The sequence below is a fragment of the Virgibacillus dokdonensis genome, from assembly GCF_900166595.1.
In the GTDB taxonomy this organism is placed as follows: Bacteria; Bacillota; Bacilli; order Bacillales; family Amphibacillaceae; genus Virgibacillus; species Virgibacillus dokdonensis.
On record NZ_LT745763.1, the window covers coordinates 520,715 to 542,784 of the forward strand.

The window sequence follows — 22,070 nt, forward strand, 5'->3', positions numbered from 1 at the left end:
AAGAAAGAGGGAATACGATGAAAGAAAAAACAAATAAAAGTTTATTTCAGAAATTTTTAAATGGAATTGAAAAGTTTGGTAATAAACTTCCTGATCCATTTATCTTATTTATAGCGTTAGCTATTATCATCATTATTGCTTCTTCTATTTTTAGTATGTTTCATGCCTCAGTAACCCATCCTGGTTCTGGAGAAGAGCTTCCAATTAAAAACTTGGCTTCGGGTGAAGGAATTCAATTTATTTTAAGTTCCATGCTAGATAATTTTACTGGATTTGCTCCTCTAGGATTAGTGCTTGCAATGATGCTTGGTATTGGTTTGGCAGAAAAAGTAGGCTTACTAGATTATGCCATTCGAAAAACCATCTTAAAATCTCCTCCAGCACTAATTACGTATACGGTTGTATTTGTAGGTATTCTAGGCAATTTGGCTTCTGATGCAGCGATGGTACTTATACCACCACTGGCAGCAATGGTATTTTATAAAATTGGACGCCACCCGTTAGCTGGTTTAGTGGCAGGTTACGCGGCTACAGGTGCAGGTTTTACAGCTAATCTGTTTATTGCTGGAACAGATGTATTATTGGCGGGAATTTCGACTGAAGCAGCAGCTATTATTGACGACTCGATTGTAGTTACTCCTTTAGATAACTGGTATTTTAATGTTGTATCTGTGTTTGTTATTACGATTGTGGGCGGACTTATTACGGATAAATTTATTGAACCGCGTTTAGGTAAATACAAAGGAGGAGCCATTGATGCAGGATTGGAAGAAGATCATCCGAAAGCTGGAAAAGCATTTCGTAATTCGATTATAGCTGCTTTAGCTTATATCATTTTAATTGTCATTACTATTTTTATGCCGAACAGTCCGCTAAGAGGAGAAGGTGGCAGCATTGTTCCTTCGCCATTTTTAGATGGAATTGTACCAATTATCCTAATTTTCTTTGTTATTATTGGAGTCACTTACGGTATAACAGTAGAAAAAATAAAATCTAGCAGAGATGTTAGTGGCTATATGGCTGAGTCTATGAAAGACATGGCTGGATACATTGTTTTGATATTCGCAATCGCTCAATTTATAAACTATTTTAGCTGGTCTAATATCGGCACTTGGGTGGCAGTAAATGGGGCAGATTTACTCAAAGAAATTAACTTTACTGGGATTTGGCTAATTATCGGATATATTTTGTTCACAGCTTCATTAAACTTCTTGATTACTTCTGGGTCGGCTAAATGGGCTTTAGAAGCGCCAGTATTTATCCCAATGTTTATGCAACTAGGCTACAGTCCGGCATTTACACAGGTTGCCTACCGCGTTGCGGACTCGTCCACAAATATTGTAACGCCACTAATGCCTTATATGGTTATTATCTTAGCATTTATGCAAAAATATGATAAAAAAGCTGGTATCGGTACATTTATTTCATTGATGATTCCCTATTCAGTTGCATTTTTATTAACATGGATTATTCTTATTTTAATATTCTTTTATGCAGGTATTCCATTCGGTCCAGGTGTAACACCGTTTTTATAAAGTAACTTTTTTCACCATAGTTATAAGGCAAGTTTTTCTAATGGTAAGACTCTCTCCTCCTTATAGATTATGAGAGGGGGAGTAGTCCTTCCTATTGTGTAAAAATAAAGCTATGCATGTGCAGGCAACAAAAGCTTCGCATGCATTTTCTACATATTCTAATTTAATTTAGAATAAATCATAGAGGGTGAATAAATGAGCTAGATTCTATGACGTAAGGACGTATACAATGCCCACTTAACGAGCTGGAAAGAAAAAGTGGTTCTACTTTTGCTCCTGCAAAAAAGCGCATCTTCTAGAAAAATTCATATTTAAATGAAATCGAGAAAGAAGGTATACATATGGCAATAGAATTAAAGAAGAAATTAATGAACTGGCGAAGGGATCTGCATCAACACCCTGAAACGGGGTTTTTAGAAATGAGAACCGCGTCCATCGTTGCTGGTGTTTTATCGGAATTAGGATTTACCTTACAAATGGGCAAAGAAGTAATGTCAGAAGCACACTGTATGGGAAAACCTGACGCAAAAGAGACAGCTATGCACTATACTTGGGCTTGTGATCATGGAGCGAATGAATCATTTGTAGGACTTTTTAAAGAAGGATTCACAGGGATTGTTGCTACGATGAAAACAAATCGTCCTGGGCCGGTAATTGCTTACCGTTTTGATATGGATGCGCTTGATATTCATGAATCGGAAGCTTCTAATCACGTTCCCACTAAACTTGGTTTTCGCTCACAAGTTGATGGGAAAATGCATGCATGTGGACATGATGCGCATACCGCAATTGGTCTAGGCTTAGCAACATATCTTGCTGCTGAAAAGGAAAACCTCTCCGGTACGATTAAACTTATTTTTCAGCCAGCAGAAGAAGGAACGCGCGGTGCAAAATCAATGGTTGAAGCGAATGTCGTTCGTGACGTAGACTATTTTATTGCTTCGCATATTGGAACAGGAGTGCCGTACGGGCATTTTCTAGCAGCTAATAACGGTTTTTTAGCTACGTCAAAATTGGATGTAACGTTTAAAGGCACTGCTGCGCATGCTGGCGGAAATCCTGAACAAGGAAGAAACGCTTTGTTAGCTGCAGCGGCTGCTACCTTGAATATGCACGCCATTTCTCGTCATTCAGAAGGAACCTCAAGAATAAATGTAGGTGAACTCCATGCTGGAAGTGGCAGGAATATTATTGCGCACCACGCAAAAATGAAGGTGGAAACAAGGGGAGAGCATGCTGGAATAAATCAATATATCAAAGAGCAAGTGGAATCGATTGTCGCTGGTGCTGCTACGATGTATCAAGTCGATTATGACATAGAAACAGTAGGTGAGGCGATTCATTGTAAGTGTTCTGAGGAATTAGCGCATATCCTTTATAGATGTGCTAATGCATCATCGGAAATAGAGCATGTAGAGCTACAAAAGGATGCTGGAGCAGGGTCTGAGGATGCCACGTATTTTATGGAGGCTGTTCAGAAAAATGGTGGATTAGCGGCATATTGTATTTTTGGAACGGAATTAGCTGCAGGGCATCATAACGAGAAGTTTGATATTGATGAAGAAACATTGCTACCCGCTGTTAAAATTTTATACCAATCTGTATATGAAATTTTAACAAAAGAACACGATGCGTAAACTCTTTTTCTAAGCCATTGAAATCATGATAGAATAATAGATATTACATGACATGAATAAGGAAGGATCTTATGACGAAGCAAATTCTATTTAATGATTGGGAAGAATTACTAAAAGAAGAGTTTCATAAATCGTATTATTTGCAGCTGAGAGAGTTTTTAAAGCAAGAGTATACTTCATACACGATCTATCCAGATATGAAAGCTATATTTAATGCCTTACACTATACGCCATTTGCCGAAGTAAAAGTAGTTATTTTAGGTCAAGACCCTTACCATGGTCCAAACCAAGCACATGGGTTAAGCTTTTCAGTGAAAAAGGGAGTTGCCCTGCCCCCTTCATTAAAAAATATCTTCATCGAAATGAAGCACGATTTGGGGCATGCTATTCCTGCTCATGGCTGTTTAGAATCATGGGCCAAACAAGGCGTATTATTATTAAATAATGTGCTCACTGTCCGCAAAGGTCAAGCACATTCACATCGTGGAAAGGGGTGGGAGCAATTCACTGATCGTGTTATTCAGTTGCTTAATCATAAGGAAGACCCTGTTGTGTATATTTTATGGGGCGGCGCTGCACAAAAAAAGCAGTCTCTCATTGATACAGATAAACATTATATTATAAAATCTCCGCACCCAAGCCCCTTGTCTGCGTACCGAGGGTTTTTTGGCAGTAAACCTTTTTCGCAAACAAATCAACGATTAGAGCGGCTAGGTAAACAAACGATTGATTGGAAGATTGAATAAGAATGTTTGAAACAACTTAGCTACTGAGTCTGGCTATGAAATGCCATTGTTTTACTTATACGATAAACACTTAACTGATAAAATTATAACGCACACGGTTCCCACGTGTGGCTGATGAGCCTTGAGTGCTGTATGCATTTGGGGCTCTTCTAATAAACATCATTCTCCTATTATTCATCTAAAAATAACCATTGACATTAGTTAATAGGTAGATTAGTATATTAATAACATAAAACGTATATTTATACACCTTAGAAATGGGGCGAGTGCATGGAACACATGGGGATTGTTTCTTTAATTCCACCAATAATAGCAATTGTATTAGCCATTATCTTTCGTAATGTTATTGTATCTTTATTCACGGGGTTATTTGTAGGAATTGTTATTCTTGCTAACGGAAATCCAATTACTGCAACAACGAGCACAATAAGAGAGTATTTGTTTCCGCAATTAACAGATAGCTATAATGCAGCCGTCATCGTCTTATTATGTTTTATAGGAGGCTTTGTTGCCTTAGTAGAACGTTCAGGAGGAGGAGCCGCTTTAGCGAAAAGAACAGCTAAATGGATTAATACGAACACAAAGACGCAGTTATCTGCCTGGTTTGGAGGGATTATTATCTTTTTTTCCGATATGGGAACGCCTTTAATTGTCGGTCCTGTATTTGAAAAACTGTTTGATAAAGTGAAGGTGTCTAGAGAAAAATTAGCTTGGATTCTCGATTCGACATCATCACCTGTTGCCATTCTCATCCCTTTTATTGGCTGGGGAATATATGTGATGGGGATTATAAAAGAAGAATTTGCACGGTTAAATATAACAGCGTCTGAATTTACAACGTTTGTAGAAGCAATTCCCTTTCAGTTTTATGCCATTCTATCCGTGTTCATCGTGCCAATTGTAGCTATAACGAAAATGGATTTTGGAGCAATGGCTAAAGCGGAAAAACGTATAGAGCAGACGGGGAAAATTTACTGGCAACAATCTAATCCGCTACGTAAAACGGATGTAGATGCTGAAACAATGCCTGAAAGTCATCCGATGTTAATTTGGCTCCCACTTGCTGTTTTATTTATTACTTTATTCAGTTTATTGGTGTCATATGGTTTTCCAGCAAAAGCTGTACCGGGAAGTGATTTCCGAGTTGCATTAAGCACAGCTTACTTATTTGCTGCCATCCTATTAATGGTATTAATGGTACTATATAAAGTGAAGAAAATGAATGAGATATTTACTATATATCTACAAGGAATGCAACGAATGATGCAAGTCATTCTGATTTTGGTCTTAGCGTGGGCATTAGGATCTTTGTTAGGTGAAATGGGAACGGCAGCGTATATTGTTGAACAATTAGAAGGGAATGTACCTGCCTATATAGTGCCAGCAATTATTTTCTTAGCTGCAGCAAGTATGTCTTTTGCAACTGGTAGCTCATGGGGAACTTTTGCCATCATGCTTCCGCTCGCCATTCCAATGGCATCTGGTCTTGAAGCTCCGATGCTTGTCAGCATTGGTGCGGTATTATCAGGAGGGCTATTTGGTGATCATTGTTCTCCAATATCTGATTCAACAATCCTAGCTTCAACGGGGGCAGGTTGTGACCATATCGATCATGTAAAAACACAATTACCATATGCGCTAACCAATGGATTCATTGCACTCGGATCGTTTATCATAGCTGGGTTTACGGGAAGTAATTTGACAATTGTAGGAAGTATTGTATTCATGGTTGTGCTGTTTATCGTTTTATCGAAACGAAAAAATAAACAACAAGGAGTGGAAAATGTAGCATGAAGCTTTGGGGAGGACGGTTCACAAAAGAAGAAGATACGTTAATGGAAGTGTTCAATTCATCGTTAGAGGAAGACCTAGCTCTTGTAGAAGAGGATCTAGATGGGAGCATTGCGCATGCAGAGATGCTCGTGCATTGTCATATTATTGCGCAGGAGGAAGGGGAGAAAATAGTTCAAGGGCTTCACAAGATAAAACAAGATATAGCAACTGGTAATTTAGTCGTTGAAGGAGACCATGAAGATATTCATAGCTTTGTAGAAGCAACATTGACAGAAATGATTGGCGAAGCAGGAAAGAAGCTTCATACATCACGAAGCAGAAATGATCAAGTGGCGACGGATTTAAAATTATATACGAAGAAACGAGCGAAAGAAACAATAAATAAACTACAGTTATTGATTCATAGCTTGGAAAAAACAGCAGTAGCAAATCAACATGTTATTATGCCAGGCTATACGCATTTACAACGCGCTCAAGTCGTTACCTTTGGGTATCATTTGCGGGCTTATATCGAAATGTTTACGAGAGATACAAAGCGTTTGGAGCAGACCGTAGCTAATTTAAATGAGAGCCCGCTTGGCTCTGGTGCATTAGCAGGAACGACGCACGACATTGATCGCCAAATTACTGCGGAAAAACTAGGCTTTTCTAAACCAGCAGCTAATTTTATGGATGGTGTCAGTGATCGTGATTTTATTATTGAATTATTATCTGATCTCTCCATTATTATGATGCATGTAAGTCGATTAAGTGAAGAGCTAATTTTATGGAGCAGTCAAGAGTTTTCTTTTATTAAAATCGATGATGCCTATGCAACTGGGAGCAGCATTATGCCACAGAAAAAGAATCCTGATGCAGCTGAATTAATCAGAGGTAAAACTGGAAAAGTATACGGGGCATTAGTTAGTGTATTAACGACGATGAAAGGTTTACCACTTGCTTATAATAAAGATATGCAAGAAGTAAAATCACCCATGTTTCAGGCGGTAGATGAAGTATTGCTTTCTATAAAAATGATGGATAAGATGGTTGCCACCCTGCAAGTGAATGGGGAGCAAATGAAGCAAGCAATTAAAGCGGGCTTTTTAAACGCGACAGAGGTAGCGGATTATCTTGTCCAAAAAGGTGTGCCTTTCCGTGATGCGCATGGTGTAGTAGGTGCGATTGTTTTATATGGAGAAAAAGTAGGGAAGAGTATTGAACAATTAACGTTGGAAGAACTACAGCAATTTAGTGATTCGATAGAACAAGATATATTTGCTTATGTAGATTATACGAATCTATTAAAAAGAGGAAATAAAAAAGAAATGCTTGACTAAAGAGAAGATAAGGAATCTAAAAGGTTAGCTATCTCGTTTTGTGCTGCTAAAAAAGAGCACGGCACAAAACGAGTATTTTTATCTATACCAAGAAAACTAAAGCAATTGATGTTGCTTAAAGCTATGCATTATCCCATCATCTTCTGCTTTGGCTGTTACTTCTTGGGCAACTTTTTTCAAATCATCGGTAGCATTTTCCATAGCAACACCGTAGTGGACAGCTTCAAACATTTTGATATCATTATTGCCGTCTCCATAGGCCATGCTTTGTTCTCTGGGAATTTGTAAATCGTTTAAAACGTATTTCACTGCTTTGTATTTATCAACACCTTTAACAGCAATTTCGCCACTTTCTGGACCAAATTGTGCAACGGTTGTTCGATACATCGTAAATGCTTCTCCAAATTTGTTGCTAATTTCTTCAAATGGCTGATGTTGATTACTGATGAAAGATATCTTATTTACATTTCCATAGTCAATAGCTTTACCTCGATACATATCGAGTAATTGATAAAACCAGTGGAATTCAGCATCAGCTTGCTTATATGCTACACTATCTTTATCTAACTTATTCGTAACACGTTGACGTATTACTTCTTCACAGTTATCACTGCCAAATAAGCCCTCATTGGATTCTAAATAATAGCCAATTTCATGCTGATGGAAGTAATCAACAATCTTTCTGACGGACTGTTCTGGCATGGTTTGATGATGAACAAGCTCGTTATTTACTTCAATATAGCCACCGCCAGCTCCAATAATTCCGTCAAAACCGATTTCTAAAATGCTGGAAATAATTTCAGGCTTTGATCGTCCTGTACACAAATACATAAGATGCCCATTTTGTCGGGCAGTACGAATAGCTTGTTTAGCTGACGAAGGTACTTTACCATCAGGTGTGGTTAATGTTCCATCGATATCAATGAAAACAATTTTTTTACTCAATAAATCCATCCTCTCTACAACATAGAACACCCGAGAAGACGCCCTTCTCGGATGTTTGCTTTTTTATTCTCCTAGGTTCTCACCGTTAGATGCAATAACATCTTTATACCAATAGAAAGAGTCTTTTCTGTAACGTTCTAAGCTTCCATTTCCTTTGTCGTCTTGATCTACATAAATAAATCCGTAACGCTTGGACATTTGTGATGTACCACAGCTAATTAAATCAATACATCCCCAAGTCGTATATCCCATCAGTTCGACGCCATCTTGAATTGCTTCTTTCATTTCAATAATATGCTTTTTAATGTAATCGATACGATAAGGGTCATGAATCTTTCCGTCTTCTGTAAGCTCATCTCGTGCGCCTAGTCCATTTTCCACTAGGAATAACGGTTTTTGGTATCGATCATATAATTTGTTTAAAGAAATTCTTAATCCAATTGGATCAATCGGCCAATCCCATTGTGATAGCTCTAAATATTCATTTTTGATAGGACTGTCAAAAGAACCAGCAATTTTAGCTGCATCTGGACGTGCTTCTGTTACGTGACTCATATAATAACTAAAAGCAATAAAGTCGACAGTACCTTCTGCTAGGATTTTTGCATCTTCTGGTTTTGTTTCTAGGTTGATATCATTCTCTGCAAAATAACGTACCATGTAATTTGGATATTTACCTCGCACTTGTACATCAGGATAGAACATATTAATTTGATCTGCCTTTAATGCTTGTAATTGATCTTCTGGTTTCGTTGTACGTGCATACGATTCAATTTGGTTAATCATACAGCCGATGTGTGCCTCTGGCATAATTTCTCGTGCAGCTTTTACGGCAAGTGCACTAGCTAAAAATTGGTGATGAGATGCTTGGTAGGCTGCTTCTTCTACATTGTCTACTTTATCAGCTAGGACACCAGCGCCTGTATAGATACTATTTAAATTCATATTCATTTCGTTAAATGTAATCCAATATTTTACTTTATCTTTATAACGCTCAAAAAGTACCCGAGCAAACTTTTCAAATAAGCCAATTAACTCGCGACTTACCCAGCCATTATACTTTTGGGTTAACGTAAGTGGCATTTCATAATGTGACATTGTTACAAGGGGTTCAATGTCGTACTTAGCGAGCTCGTCAAAAACCTTGTCATAGAATGCTAATCCCGCTTCGTTAGGTTTATCTTCTAAGCCTGTTGGGAAGATACGTGCCCAAGAAATAGATAAGCGGAACACCTTATAGCCCATTTCAGCAAATAACGCAATGTCTTCTTTATAGCGGTGATAGAAGTCAATTCCCCAGCGTTTAGGGAACAAATATTTATCAGGATGGTTTAAATATTCCTCTAATTCAACGGAATTCACATTAAATGTGAAATTATCTACCTTCCCTCCAGCGTATGGATCTTTATAAGCAGCCATGTCAGATGTAGACAGCCCTTTTCCGTCTTTGTCATAAGCACCTTCTATTTGGTTGGCAGCAGTAGCACCGCCCCATAAGAAATCTTTTGGAAATGTTGTTTGTAATGATTGATTCATCGTTATAGTCCTCCTTATAATTTGTAACCTTATCTATATGAACCCCCGTTAGAAGGGGATGTTCACTTAATTAACATAATTAATTTATCATCACAGGCAGTTACCTGTTTTTCAGATGTGGCTATCACATCTAAGAAATGAGGGGAATTTGTGATAATAATAGGTGTAATAATAGAAACGTTTTGCTTTTTTAATGCATGTAAATCAAACGTTAATAGCTTGTCTCCGAGTTGTATGTCATCATCGACTTCCACGTTTAATGCAAATCCTTCGCCATTTAAATTTACCGTTTCTAAACCGACATGAATAAGTAATTCCACACCATCGTCTGACGTAATGCCAATAGCATGTTTGGAAGGTACGACTGTAGTAACCTTTCCTGAAAAAGGAGCGTATACAGTGTCTCCCTCGGGCTCAATGGCTAATCCTTTTCCGACAAGTCCGTCAGCAAATGTTTGATCTGGAACGGATTCTAAAGGCATAACTTTTCCTGTTATTGGTGATGGAATGTTAATTGTTACATCCTTTTCGATCATGGCTTTATCATTAGATGAAGTTTTTTCCTCTAAAGGACTATCTTCATCCTCGAAGCCAAGCAGTACAGTTACTAGTAGTGCAACAGAAAAACTTGCAATTACGCCAATGAGCGCATAAAGTAAATTATTTCCACTAAAAATATAAGTTGGTATGGACATAATGCCTGGAACGGTAAACGCAGTTGTTTTTACAGCGAATGTTCCGTAGATACCTCCGCCGACAGCACCACCAATCAAGCTTGCATAAAATGGTTTCTTTAACTTCATCGTAACACCGTAAATGGCTGGCTCTGTAATTCCAAACAATGCTGGAATGAAAGTGGAGAAAGATAACTGTTTCATTTTTTTATTCTTCGTTTTAAGCAACACACCTAACGTTGCTCCTGCTTGTGCTAAATTAGCGACAAAGTTCATAGGTAACAGCATAATGTCATAACCATACTTATCAAAACTTGCAAATGTTCCAGGGAAAAATGCATAATGCATGCCTGTAATAACGATCAGCGGCATGAGGCCACCCATTAATAGCCCGGCAATTGGCCCAGCAATATCAAACATTCCTGAGAAAAAGGTATCTAGATAAATCCCTGCATAGCTTCCTAATGGTGCAATAAACATTAACATGAATGGCGCCGTAATAACCAAGCTTAGTAACGGAACAAAGATAATACGTAGTGATCGAGGCACGATTTTATCTGCACCTTTATAAATATAGCTTAATAGCCAAACCCCTAATATAATTGGGATAACGGATGATGCATAGCTGTTCATCGGAATTGGTAAACCCAAAAAGCTTAAACTGTCTACTTCTGTTCCCGCTGCATACTCCATTATTTTTGGGTACATAAGAATACCAGCTAAAGCAACAGAAAGGGAAGCGTCGGTATTAAATTTTTTCGCAGCTGAAAATGCGATTAAGAAAGGTAAAAAGTGAAACGGTGCATCCGAAATAAAGTGCAAGATTTCATAGGTCGAGCTTTGTTCAGATAGTAGATTTACTGCAATGAACAAAGCGAGTAATCCTTTTAATAATCCACCTCCAACAATGGCCGGTAAAATAGGGGTGAAAATCCCAGAAATAACATCGAATATACGTTCAATAATATTTCCATTTTGTTTTTTAGCTGAAGGTAATTGATTATTCTCACCTGTACCTAAGATATTGCTAATTTCAGCATGAACTTCAGCTACTTGATTACCAATAATGACTTGAAATTGTCCACTTTGAAATTGTGCTCCTAGGACACCGTCAAGTGCTTTAATGTTATCGATGTTCACCTCGTTGTTACTTGTTACATTAAAGCGCAAACGGGTAATGCAGTGCCAATTTTGTATGATATTTTCTTTTCCACCCATTTCTTTAATGATTTTTGCCGCAAGCTTTTGCTTATCCATATTTTTTCACTTCTTTCCGTTTAGATTGAGAATGCTAAAGTCTTTGCGTAAAAAATAAAAAACCTAAGCGAAATTTACAAACAGCCAGTGGATCGCTGTCGCAAATTTTGCTTAGGTTGATGCCAGAGTACGTAACACACCTAACAAAATTAGGATCTATTCTCTTGAAAAATACGTTCGATATGAATAACTAAAAATGCAATTTCATCATAAGTGACTTCTCAGTTGAATTCTTTTTCAACCATTTCTTTAATCATTAATCCGCAAGCATAGCTTTTCATATATCTTTCTTCAATGGTTTTCTTTAATGCTTCATCCATTTGAATACTTTCTCGCTGTTTCATTTTTTGTCGAGCAATGAAATAGCGGAGATGAGTAATAAAGCGTGAATAATTAATCGTTGTTTTATCAATATTGACTTCAAATAATCTTTGAATGATTTTAACAATATTTTTAATAAGTTTGGTAATTTGGATCGTTTCTTCCATGGTTGAGCTATCGATTTGCGCATTGACAAAATGTAGCGCAATAAAAGCAGCTTCCATTTTGGGAAGGGTGTAGCCAAGATCATCCTGAATGATTTGTACGGCTATTTTACTAACTTCATATTCCTCATAATATAAGTAAGGAATCTCCCATTGTAATGGATTATCTTTATTTGTAGTATGGTATTTTTCATCTGTAGCAAACTGTAAGTGGTCTGCTAAAGAAAAAAGAATCGATTGATTTAACTTCTTTTGCAACTTGTCTTCGCCAAGCCGGACAATTTTTTCAGTTACGGCTAAAAGCTCAGGAGAGATTTGTTCTAAAAACGTCCTTGTTTGCATGTTTTTTTCTGCTTTAAAGACTTTTGTGGCTTTTGATTCATCTACTAAATCTCCGTGCTTCTTTTTAAAACCGATACCAGTGCCAAATATAATCAATTCTTCATTTTTTTCAGACTTGGCTAAAATGATATTGTTGTTTAATGATTTTATAATGGTTAGCAATATAGTCACACCCTTAAAAAAGCCATAAAAAAACACCAATATCAAAACATAACAGAAAATGAAGAGAAGTTCACTAACGTTACATTTGACTTGGTGGTGCCTGATCATGTCAGTAACACTCCTGTATCGTAATTAGAGCTTACCACATGTATAAAGCGTTGTCAATAGGATAAGTGGAGGTGTATGTGACAAGTTTTTCTCTACATAGGCATAACCCACATATTTCCTGAACTCTATTTATGTACACTTTTATTGTTCTGAATGGAACAATTGCTTACAAAATGCATAGCTAGTGACCGCTGTGGAATAGCACAACGTTTTCCATGGCTGGCGCTCAGCCTCCTCAAAAAAAGCAGTTTGCTTTTTCTTCGGGGTCATCCCACTGCGCTTTCCCATCGGAGTCTCCGAGTTTTTCCTACGCTAACATGTTAGTTTTATCATACAGATCCTTTTTCTTTTTTGACTAGAAATTAGCTCTAATATCCTCCTTGAGAAACATCTTACATATACGGTGGAGGTAGTTAAAGGAAGGTTGTTATGTAATTATTTGTTAACCGAATGGAATGCAAAGCGTTCATAATGTTTATATAACGAATGAAAGCTCCCATAATATGTTTTGTACCATGGTTTCTTTTTACCACAGAAATGAATAATCGATGTATTGTTGATAACAAAATCCATATCTATTTTATTTTTGCTCGTAATCTTATAGTAATAATAAAATCGTGCATCAAAATTATAACGAACTTCATCGATATCTTTAATTTGCTTTGCATATAAGCCGTTTAGAATATCTTGGTCTGGGAGAATTAATTTTTTTTTGTTTACTTCTACAAATTCATAAATAGCTTGTTCAGAAATATGCTTTCGCTGTTCTGTTAAGTTAAGTAGTAACACGCCAGAGTTATAGTAAGCTTCTACATCATATGGTCGTAACCTAAGTTTATTAATATTTGTAATGGGGGTGCGATCGTGATATGCAGCAGCGTACAAATAATTGGCCATGTCCATCTGATACAGATCATGTATGGAATTAATAATTAAAATATCTGGATCGAGATAAAGCACTCTATCCAGTGAATTAGGTAAAAATTTGTACGCCAATAAACGATAATACATTTCTTTTGAAAAATGTTTAATGACAGGAGCGTCAGCAAAATGATGGTTTTCTAAGGTAATAACCTGTAGTTCATGCCCGCGTCTTTCTATATAATCATTTAATCTGCGCGTTTCGTCATCTGTTAAAGAAGAATGCATGAGATAAATGCAAAAGAAATCCTCAGGATGATGTAAAAATAAGGAATGGAGCATTACTTTTACTGGGTGCATGTAATTGGCGTCAATGGTAACTAATATATTCATAAACATATCTCCCTTAAGCCTATCTTTCTCTGTTAAATATGTAATTTTAAAGTCTTCTTTCATTGTACTATAGGAAGGTATATAGTTCTCCTATGTGAATTCGTAATTATAGGATCTAGAATTGCAGCTAATCGTATATGTAAAAAGAAAATGGCAGGGGCTAACCTTTTCATCTTGTAGCTTGGTTCTAATTGTCGTCTGCGCAAAAATGTGAAAGGCTTCTACCGTTTATTGCCCATTAATTTTAATACGACGTTTTTTGCTTTCTTTCGTTTTTGGAATGTGAAGGTATAGCATGCCATTTTTATGATCGGCGCTGACTTTATCCGTATTCACATTATCTGGTAGTGTGAAAGAGCGTTGAAATGATCCATAACTATGCTCCACAACTCGCATTTCTGTATCATTGTCTTCTGTTTCTATTTGTTGCCTTTTCTCCCCTTTAATCGTAACCATGTTGTCTTCAATCTCAACCTCTATATCGGATGGATCTATACCAGGGATTTCAGCTTCTACAATATATTTATCTTTCTTTTCACGAATATTGCAAGCGAATGATCCACCTTGTTGTCTATTCCATAAACTGTTGTTGGAGAAAAATGGATCATCAAAAAAGCGTTCAAACATTCCATCAAGTTCACTTTTGAATTTGCGTAATGGTTGGTCATCTCTGTTCCATCGTTTTATTGGTTTCATTTCAATTCCTCCCTTTACTATTTTATAAAATATTGTTTTTTTAGAAAGGAAATAAATAATGTTTCCAAAGAAAACGAGTTAAAGTTATAAAATAACGCAGACATGAGTCGTAAAGGTTAGCCCTATAACTCCCCTCCACTACTTATATAACCGTTCATTTAAAAATAAAACCTGTTCTTATATATTCGGAAAATTTTAATATCTAATTCTTGTTATTGGAAATTGTCCTCTGGTTCTTCTGCTATTAAATTTTCTAAAAGGTTAATGACAAGTAACCGTTTATTTACTCCTAATTTTTTATAAATGATGCTGACGTAATCGCGAACTGTTTTCTCTTTCAAATGTAGTGATTGGGCAATTTCTTTATTTTTTTTACGTTGATAGATGAGGAAGGCGATGTCGAGTTCCCTCCATGTTAAATCAATTTCTTTTTCTAAAAGCTTGGCGTGTAGACGTTGTTTTTCATCTCCTTTTTGAAATTGTTGTAAAATGGTTACTGCAATGTCTTCCGTAATAACGTAATGATTATGGTAAATATTTTTTATCATAGATACGAAGTTGGTATGATCAGAGTGGCTTAAGAAATAGCCTTCTACCCCGGCTTTTATACTGTTTGTAATAAAGGTGGGCTCAATAAATGACAAAATGTAAATAATTTTAATTTGCTTCGATATACTTTTTATCTCTTTCGTTAATTCTATCACTGTATGATGCGATTGATTGATATGAAAGACAACAATGTCTGGTTGTTTTTCTTGGACAGCATGAATAACTTCTTCTTTTTGAAAATATGTTCCTACCCACTTCATCTCCCTTTCTCTTTCAATAATTAAACGTAATCCTTCACTAGATATCCCTTCACGATCTACGAGTAATACTTTTATCATCGCTCATCTCTCCGTTTTTTATTACCTTTTCCTTATTTGCGCAAGCTATTCTATCGTGCTGTATGAAATTGTTATATGTTCCCCTAGTCATTTTTACATTGGAGTGGGGAATCTGAATACAATGTATATGTCAACATAAAGTCTAAGCTTTACGTTTTTAAGCTATGAGCACTTTAAGTGCTTAATTAATTGTAATTTCCTATATAGATATAAGTAGCTATTGTTATAAGGATGCAGATAGGTTTTTATGTTTTAAGATAAAGGAAGGATCTAGACAATTTCTAAACAAATGAAAATAAAGGAAGGACTTCTAGATTACACAGTGATGAAAATAGGGGATTAGATGGTTGATTTGGTGAGAAAAAACTATTTGCAAGCAAACATGGAAGTGATTTTTACTTAGAAAATGAGAAACAGCAAAAAACCCCTTTGCATTATGCAAAGGGGTTAATGAAAAATATTTACAGTGTTTTTGCTACTAAATCGAAGCAACGTTTATAAATCCATTGGTAGTCTTTTTCTGTTAGGTCACGTGGGTTACCTATCGTTTGTGGATCTTTTATCGCTTCTTTTGATAATCGCTCTATCATATTTGGAGAAACACCCTGTTCTTCCAATGTCGGGATATCTAAGTCTTTTACAAGCTGATAAATTTCGTTTACAGCTGCTTTGGCAGCCTCTTCTGTCGTCATATGAAATGTGTCAATACCTAATGCTTGGGCTATTCTTGCAAATTTATGAGGATGACCTTTCCAATTGTATTCCATTACTGGACCGAGCATAGCGGCAACACATTGACCATGGGCAACTGGAAGAATACCACCTAATGTCTGGGACATGGCATGAGCGGCTCCAGCTGATTCACTACCGTAAGATAAACCAGCAAGCATAGCAGCTTGAGCCATACCATAGCGTGCTTCAAGATCACCTCCGTCAGCATAAGCGCGACGTATGTATTTTCCAACGTATTCCATTGCCAATAATGCAACCGCATCTGTAATAGGCTGGGCAAAATGCATGGTAAAACATTCTATCGCATGGGCTAAAGCATCAATACCAGTCATTGCCGTAACGTGTGAAGGCATGGATACATGCAGTTTAGGGTCAATTATTGTTAAGTGAGCAGCAATTAATGGGCCACCCGTATTAAATTTAAATGCACGTTTTTCATCTGTAATAACTGCCCATTGTGTTACTTCAGAACCAGTCCCCGCTGTAGTTGGAATGGTTGTTAAAGGTGGAATGCGATTTTCTAAGGGCTTTTTTCCTTCCGCAGCTTCATATTCTAAGACACTGCCTTGATGTGTAGCTTCCACACCAATGCCTTTTGCCGTGTCCATAGAACTTCCGCCACCAACAGCAACAAGTCCATTACAGCCTTTTTCTCTATATAACTTAGAGCCTTCTGCAATCAAACGAACGGGTGGGTTTGGCTCAACTTTATTAAAGATAACAACTTCTATCCCCGCTTTTTTTAAGTGCTTTTCCACAGGCTGTGTTACACCAGCTTCATAGATACCTGGGTCAGTTACTAAAAGGGCTTTTGATACACCGAGCTGTTTTACTTCATTTCCAATTGATTGAATGGAATCAATGCCATGCTTTATCGTAGTTGGTATTTCAAATGTATGTAATTTATACATATGCTCTAATTTCATATTTAAGCTCATAGATAGCTCCTCCTATTATCTTTCTTTGTATTTTTGATTGATTTAACTTGATAAAAGCTTGGGAGACAATATGATTGCGATATTATTCTAAAACCAGTTCAACGCATCAGGCTGTAAATTATGATAGACATGCTTCACTTCTTGATACTCTTCTAGTCCTGCTTTGCCAAGTTCTCTGCCAATTCCAGATTGTTTAAAACCACCCCACGGGGCATGTGGAAAATAAACATTGTAGTCATTGATCCAAACTGTACCCATTCGCATTTTAGAAACACAGCGTTCTGCTTTGGCTATATCTTTTGTCCACACACCGCCAGATAGCCCATAAATAGAATCATTTGCTAATTGAATGGCTTCTTGTTCTGTGGTAAATGTTTCTACTGTAATGACAGGACCGAAACCTTCATCTTGAACAACACGCATATTTGATGTGCAATTGGTAAGTACAGTAGGTAAGTAAAAGAATCCATGTTGTAAATTTGGATTGTCAGGTTGTTGTCCTCCTACTGCTACGGTAGCTCCTTCTTTTTTTCCGTCTTCAACGTATTGAATGACTTTATTTAAATGCGTTTTAGAAATAAGCGGTCCCATTTGCGTAGAGGCGTCAAATCCATTCCCCAACGTAATGTTTTTCACTCGTTCAACTAAAGCTTGAACAAATGCATCATGTATCTTTTCTTCAATAATCAGTCGTGTACCAGCTGAACAAATTTGCCCAGCATGAAAGAAGACGGCATGTAGAGCTTGGTCAACCGCTATATCGAAATCAGCATCGGCAAAAATAATATTCGGGTTTTTTCCGCCTAGTTCAAGCGCTAGTTTTTTTACGTTGGAACTGGCTGATTGCATGATTTTTTTCCCGGTGTTCATACCTCCTGTAAATGATATCAAGTCAATATCGTGATTAGCAGAAAGTTCTGCCCCAACCGTATCTCCTTTTCCTAATACGAGGTTGACCACACCTTTTGGTAGCTTAGCTTCTTCCATTAATTCAAAAAGTTTTACAGTTGTTAATGGTGTAATTTCGCTTGGTTTCATGATTAATGTATTTCCAGCAGCTAATGCTGGTGCTAACTTCCAAGATGCTTGTAATAATGGATAATTCCATGGAGTGATTTGGCCACATACACCTACAGGTTCATAGACTACTTTGCTAATGGTGTTTGGGACGGGGGAGTTGATCAATTCGCCACCATGTTTATCAGTTAATTCTGCATAAAAACGGAATACTCCCGCAATATCTTCCATATCGCTACGGCTTTCTTCGATGGTCTTACCTGTATCAAGCGTTTCCAGTTTAGCTAGCTCTTCTTTATCCTGTTCGATGAGCGCTGTAATGGTATGTAATTTTTTAGCGCGTTCTGTGGCAGATGTTCTGCACCATTCACCTTCATCAAATGCTTCTCTTGCAGCAGCAATCGCAGATATTGTATCTGTTTCATCACTTTCTGTCGCTTGAGCAACGACCTCTTGGTTAAATGGGTTTATAATATCTCGTGTGTTACCTGTATGAGAAGGTAACCATTCACCGTTAATAAAGTTTTGCTTAAAATTCAACATACTCCCTCCTACATGTTTAATTTTGTTAAATATTTATTTAACGTTTTTAACAATTTAAACTTAACATGATACAATTAAAGTTGTCAAAATAAATTACGGAACCATTATTGGCATTTGACATATTTGATTATTTCGTTAACATTAAGTTTGTAAAATATATTTTAAACATACTTAATATGTTACGGATAAAGGAGGGGAGACTTGATGGCGAATTCACATGATGAAATGGCGAAAGAAAAGCTTGAAGAAGCAAAAGGCTACGTTATTGAAACCATCGCAGAAACAATGGACGTATACGGTGTAACTCCGGCTGCGGGTAAGCTTTATGCAACGATGTATTTTAAAGAGCAAATGAATCTTGATGAAATGCGAGAAGAATTGGGAATGAGTAAACCCAGTATGAGTACGAGTGTTAGGAAACTACAAGAAAACGAGATGGTAAAGAAAAAGTTTCAAAAAGGCTCACGTAAACATACGTATGCAGCAGAAAAAGATTTTTTCCATTCTTTTATGTCCTATTATTGTCAACTATGGGATCGTGAAGCAAAGATGAATATGGAAGCGATTAAGCAGGCCGAATTTACTTTAGATCAAATTTTTGAAGATGAGAATGTGTCGAGGGAATTGATGGAGGAAGCACGAGAAATCTATGATCAGCTTGAGCAATCTAAAATATATTATCGTTGGCTTGAGCGTTTAGTTGCTAGTATACGATCAGAAGAGATCTACGAGTTCTTGCCAAAAAAGCCATAATTACCGAAGTTGGCAGATTGGTGGGTGGTAGTTTCGTGAGTTTGTCTCACCTGTTGTTTTTTTCGCAATAAGGAAAGTATACAAGTTTTAGGCTTTATCGTATAAGGTTGATAGCCGAGTTTTTTCTAATGATAAATTAATTGTAGCAAGCATTTAAATAGATGGGAGAGAGAAATTCATTTTATGAGCTTTATGAAGAGCAAATTAGTCATTTTGGGTTTCATTATGGTGTGCATTGTTTTATTGGCAGCATGTGGGGAAGAATCCAACTCGAAAAGTGAAGCGGGGCAGGCTACAGGAGAAAAGGGTACGATTGAAATGGCACAGATTAGTTGGGCAGAAAATATTGCTGTTTCAAATATGTGGAAAGTTATTTTAGAAGAACAAGGCTATAAAGTAAATTTAAATTTACTAGACATGGGAACGATTATGAAGGCACTTGCTGAAAACGAATTGGATGTTAACTTAGAAGTATGGCTCCCGGTGCAAGATCAAGCATATTTACAAGAATATAAAGATGATGTTTTCTTTTCTGAAGAGCCGTGGTATGATAACGCGAAAGTCGGACTGGTTGTGCCTAAATACTTAGAAGAAATTAATAGTGTGGAAGATTTACATGCGCATAAAGAGATGTTCGAGGGGGAAATAACTGGTTTTGATGCTGGCGCAGGAACAATGGAAGTGACGGAAAAACTAATAAAAGAATATGATTTGGATTATGAATTAATTCCTAGCTCAGAACCAGCTATGATTACCGAGATCGCACAAGCTATAAAAAATGAGGAGCCAATCGTTGCTCCACTTTGGAATCCACATCGCGTATTCTCCCAATATGATTTGAAGTATCTTAAAGATCCGAAAGAGGTATATGGGGAAGTAGAAAAAATATATCATGCAACAAGGAAAGACTTTAAAGAAGATTTTCCTAGTGTAGATGAATGGTTCAAAAATTGGAAAATGGACGATGCATCCATTGGAGAACTAATGACGTATGTGAATGAAGCGGAAGAGCCGATTGATGGAGCGAAAAAATGGGTTGCAGATAACCAGGAATTAGTTAATAAGTGGGTGGAATGGGAGTAAAGCTATTTCGAATATAAAGTTTGGAATTCCGCTACTTCAAGAAAATTGGAAGAGGAAAGTTTAGACCATCTTAAATACGTGCTATTAGCATCGTCGTTGTTTCTAAAGCTATAAAACAATGAAGTAGAAAATGAGAAAACACCTTACTAATTGAAGGTTAACTTTACCTTTGATCCAGTAGAAGTAAAAAAACTTCTACTGAATCAAAGGACATTTTATAAACTATCCAAGAATATGCTCCATTTCAGTTCTGTAGTTGGAACAACGGAGAATGGCATGATAAATAAGAGATACTGCTAATTTGGTTTATAGGAGACCTTCCTGTTCAAAGAGAAAATCATAAGGGATGTCAATGAAAATAAAACGGTCTGAAGTAATAGGGTAAGAGTATGTCCGAATACGTTCATCGCGTTCAATATCTGTATATAAATCAGATAATATCCCTTTCTTTTCCATACTCATGCGGGCAATATTTTCAAAGAAATAAGGTCGCCAACTCCAATTTTTTTGCCTTCCTTCTGGTTGTAGACACCATATACCATCTGCGCCTTTTTCCGCATTTGCAGATAGCTGAAATCCAGCCTCATTACAAATATAAACTCGGAAACTGTAATCATTACAATCGCTCGCAACAGCAAGAATCGTTTCATCATAAGGGGCATGAGGATCAATTGTCTTTAATGTTTTAGCTATTTGCGTATTTATTTTTTCCGTTAATTCTAGTTGTGCTTTCATTTTTTTTCGTTCGTAATTGATGAAATGAAGAAAGTCTTTTTTGACCTTTTCTTTGCAACTGTCAATTGGAATAAAGCTTGGCTGTGTTTTTTCTAAATACTCTCCTTGATAATAGCGACTACCGTTTCTCCACGCGTAGTTTAGCTGGTGAAAAGAAGTAATACCTTTAAATAATAGCGCAGCACCAATTTTGCGCGAAAGCATAGAAAGTAAGTGATGAACATCCTGATACAATTGAGGCAGATCGTCTTCTCGTAAAAATGAAACATCGACTTTGACAATGTTAGGCTTAATTAAAGCTAACTTATCTAAGTTTCCGTTTTTTTCTCCTACATCATCAATAGCGATTTGAATGCCGAATGTTTGAATGTATGCAAATAAATGCTTAAGGGAAGCAATATGTTCACTAACAAAGGCTTCCGTAAATTGTAGCACAAGTTTATTTAAAGCTAATCCTTGTTCTTCATAGGTTTGTAAAATAGATAGCATACTGTCCCCGTTATCTTTCAGTAACAGTTTTGCATCGTAATGAATAAATAGCAGTTGTGTCTTATCTGTCGCCATATATTTATCTAACACTTTTTGTAATACTGTATGCGTAAGCTCTAGCCTAAAGTCACTCGGAATGCTTTTGTCTTTGAAAAACCAAAGGAGATTATGTAATTCCTTTTCCTCGTCTTGAAAATAGGGAATCGTTTCATACCCAATAATGAATTGATTCTCTGCACTTATAATCGGATCGAAGTATGGAACGATCTGATCAAGCTTCATCATGATATCTAGTGGGTCCATACTAACCAACTCCATTTTTTACTTTAGTACAGTATAGCATGGTAGTGCATCATTTTCCCTTCAAAAAACCAATTAGAAATATTCTTAATCTTAAAAGAAA

At 36.8% G+C, this 22,070-nt stretch carries 17 protein-coding genes; 7 read left to right on the plus strand and 10 right to left on the minus strand.

Annotation, left to right across the window (positions count from 1 at the left end; all coding sequences use genetic code 11):
• Positions 1–17 precede the first annotated feature (17 nt).
• The 5 genes from B2C77_RS04195 (at position 18) to argH (ending at position 7,031) form a co-directional block, all read left to right on the plus strand.
• Positions 18–1,535, plus strand: coding sequence for an AbgT family transporter (locus tag B2C77_RS04195; protein ID WP_077702534.1), 1,518 nt, complete (start codon positions 18–20; stop codon positions 1,533–1,535).
• 341 nt (positions 1,536–1,876) lie between these two features.
• Positions 1,877–3,172, plus strand: coding sequence for an amidohydrolase (locus B2C77_RS04200; RefSeq protein ID WP_077702535.1), 1,296 nt, complete (start codon positions 1,877–1,879; stop codon positions 3,170–3,172).
• Between the two features lie 71 nt (positions 3,173–3,243).
• A complete protein-coding gene (locus tag B2C77_RS04205) occupies positions 3,244–3,918 on the plus strand; it encodes a uracil-DNA glycosylase (protein WP_077702536.1) in 675 nt (224 codons plus the stop codon).
• A 270-nt stretch (positions 3,919–4,188) separates the two neighbouring features.
• Positions 4,189–5,712 carry a Na+/H+ antiporter NhaC family protein gene (locus B2C77_RS04210; RefSeq protein ID WP_077702537.1) on the plus strand — a complete coding sequence of 508 codons (1,524 nt, stop codon included), beginning with the start codon at positions 4,189–4,191 and terminating at the stop codon, positions 5,710–5,712.
• A complete protein-coding gene (argH, locus tag B2C77_RS04215) occupies positions 5,709–7,031 on the plus strand; it encodes an argininosuccinate lyase (RefSeq protein ID WP_077702538.1) in 1,323 nt (440 codons plus the stop codon). Before B2C77_RS04210 ends, argH begins: the two co-directional genes overlap by 4 nt.
• 96 nt (positions 7,032–7,127) lie before the next feature.
• On the opposite strand, the gene B2C77_RS04220 is transcribed toward argH, so the two are convergent.
• The 9 genes from B2C77_RS04220 to betB form a co-directional block, all read right to left on the minus strand.
• The gene (locus tag B2C77_RS04220) at positions 7,128–7,976 is read right to left on the minus strand and encodes a Cof-type HAD-IIB family hydrolase (protein WP_206193278.1); all 849 of its coding nucleotides are present in this window, start codon (positions 7,974–7,976) and stop codon (positions 7,128–7,130) included.
• Positions 7,977–8,039: 63 nt separating this feature from the next.
• Entirely contained in the window at positions 8,040–9,512 is a 1,473-nt protein-coding gene (locus B2C77_RS04225) for a glycoside hydrolase family 1 protein (protein WP_077702540.1), read from the minus strand.
• A 62-nt stretch (positions 9,513–9,574) separates the two neighbouring features.
• A complete protein-coding gene (locus B2C77_RS04230; RefSeq protein ID WP_077702541.1) occupies positions 9,575–11,443 on the minus strand; it encodes a beta-glucoside-specific PTS transporter subunit IIABC in 1,869 nt (622 codons plus the stop codon).
• A 221-nt stretch (positions 11,444–11,664) separates the two neighbouring features.
• Positions 11,665–12,432: a PRD domain-containing protein gene (locus B2C77_RS04235; protein ID WP_077702542.1), complete on the minus strand. Its 768-nt coding sequence runs from the start codon at positions 12,430–12,432 to the stop codon at positions 11,665–11,667.
• 543 nt (positions 12,433–12,975) lie between these two features.
• Positions 12,976–13,794, minus strand: a complete 819-nt coding sequence (locus tag B2C77_RS04240; protein WP_077706825.1) for a glycosyltransferase family 8 protein — start codon at positions 13,792–13,794, stop codon at positions 12,976–12,978.
• Between the two features lie 228 nt (positions 13,795–14,022).
• Positions 14,023–14,490 (minus strand): Hsp20/alpha crystallin family protein, encoded by a 468-nt coding sequence (locus B2C77_RS04245; RefSeq protein WP_077702543.1) that lies wholly within the window; start codon positions 14,488–14,490, stop codon positions 14,023–14,025.
• A gap of 212 nt (positions 14,491–14,702) precedes the next feature.
• Entirely contained in the window at positions 14,703–15,377 is a 675-nt protein-coding gene (locus B2C77_RS04250) for a LuxR C-terminal-related transcriptional regulator (RefSeq protein WP_077702544.1), read from the minus strand.
• 461 nt (positions 15,378–15,838) lie between these two features.
• Positions 15,839–17,047 carry a choline dehydrogenase gene (gene gbsB, locus B2C77_RS04255; protein WP_077702545.1) on the minus strand — a complete coding sequence of 403 codons (1,209 nt, stop codon included), beginning with the start codon at positions 17,045–17,047 and terminating at the stop codon, positions 15,839–15,841.
• An 87-nt stretch (positions 17,048–17,134) separates the two neighbouring features.
• Positions 17,135–18,604 carry a betaine-aldehyde dehydrogenase gene (gene betB / locus B2C77_RS04260; RefSeq protein WP_077702546.1) on the minus strand — a complete coding sequence of 490 codons (1,470 nt, stop codon included), beginning with the start codon at positions 18,602–18,604 and terminating at the stop codon, positions 17,135–17,137.
• 207 nt (positions 18,605–18,811) lie between these two features.
• On the opposite strand from betB, the gene cudC reads away from it, so the two are divergent.
• Positions 18,812–19,360, plus strand: coding sequence for a choline uptake/conversion transcriptional regulator CudC (gene cudC / locus B2C77_RS04265; protein ID WP_077702547.1), 549 nt, complete (start codon positions 18,812–18,814; stop codon positions 19,358–19,360).
• A gap of 183 nt (positions 19,361–19,543) precedes the next feature.
• Positions 19,544–20,443 (plus strand): glycine betaine ABC transporter substrate-binding protein, encoded by a 900-nt coding sequence (locus B2C77_RS04270; RefSeq protein ID WP_077702548.1) that lies wholly within the window; start codon positions 19,544–19,546, stop codon positions 20,441–20,443.
• 306 nt (positions 20,444–20,749) lie between these two features.
• Here B2C77_RS04270 and B2C77_RS04275 read toward each other — a convergent pair whose 3' ends face one another.
• The gene (locus tag B2C77_RS04275; RefSeq protein WP_077702549.1) at positions 20,750–21,970 is read right to left on the minus strand and encodes an EAL domain-containing protein; all 1,221 of its coding nucleotides are present in this window, start codon (positions 21,968–21,970) and stop codon (positions 20,750–20,752) included.
• Positions 21,971–22,070 lie beyond the last annotated feature (100 nt).

Bases quoted from the DNA above. Each gene is read 5' to 3' on its own strand.
- B2C77_RS04245 (WP_077702543.1), bottom strand. From the start codon at position 14,490: ATGAAACCAATAAAACGATGGAACAGAGATGACCAACCATTACGCAAA.
- B2C77_RS04225 (WP_077702540.1), bottom strand. From the start codon at position 9,512: ATGAATCAATCATTACAAACAACATTTCCAAAAGATTTCTTATGGGGC.
- B2C77_RS04270 (WP_077702548.1), top strand. From the start codon at position 19,544: ATGAGCTTTATGAAGAGCAAATTAGTCATTTTGGGTTTCATTATGGTG.
- B2C77_RS04275 (WP_077702549.1), bottom strand. From the start codon at position 21,970: ATGGACCCACTAGATATCATGATGAAGCTTGATCAGATCGTTCCATAC.
- cudC (WP_077702547.1), top strand. From the start codon at position 18,812: ATGGCGAATTCACATGATGAAATGGCGAAAGAAAAGCTTGAAGAAGCA.
- B2C77_RS04230 (WP_077702541.1), bottom strand. From the start codon at position 11,443: ATGGATAAGCAAAAGCTTGCGGCAAAAATCATTAAAGAAATGGGTGGA.
- B2C77_RS04210 (WP_077702537.1), top strand. From the start codon at position 4,189: ATGGAACACATGGGGATTGTTTCTTTAATTCCACCAATAATAGCAATT.
- argH (WP_077702538.1), top strand. From the start codon at position 5,709: ATGAAGCTTTGGGGAGGACGGTTCACAAAAGAAGAAGATACGTTAATG.
- gbsB (WP_077702545.1), bottom strand. From the start codon at position 17,047: ATGAGCTTAAATATGAAATTAGAGCATATGTATAAATTACATACATTT.
- B2C77_RS04200 (WP_077702535.1), top strand. From the start codon at position 1,877: ATGGCAATAGAATTAAAGAAGAAATTAATGAACTGGCGAAGGGATCTG.
- B2C77_RS04205 (WP_077702536.1), top strand. From the start codon at position 3,244: ATGACGAAGCAAATTCTATTTAATGATTGGGAAGAATTACTAAAAGAA.
- B2C77_RS04250 (WP_077702544.1), bottom strand. From the start codon at position 15,377: ATGATAAAAGTATTACTCGTAGATCGTGAAGGGATATCTAGTGAAGGA.
- B2C77_RS04240 (WP_077706825.1), bottom strand. From the start codon at position 13,794: ATGAATATATTAGTTACCATTGACGCCAATTACATGCACCCAGTAAAA.
- B2C77_RS04195 (WP_077702534.1), top strand. From the start codon at position 18: ATGAAAGAAAAAACAAATAAAAGTTTATTTCAGAAATTTTTAAATGGA.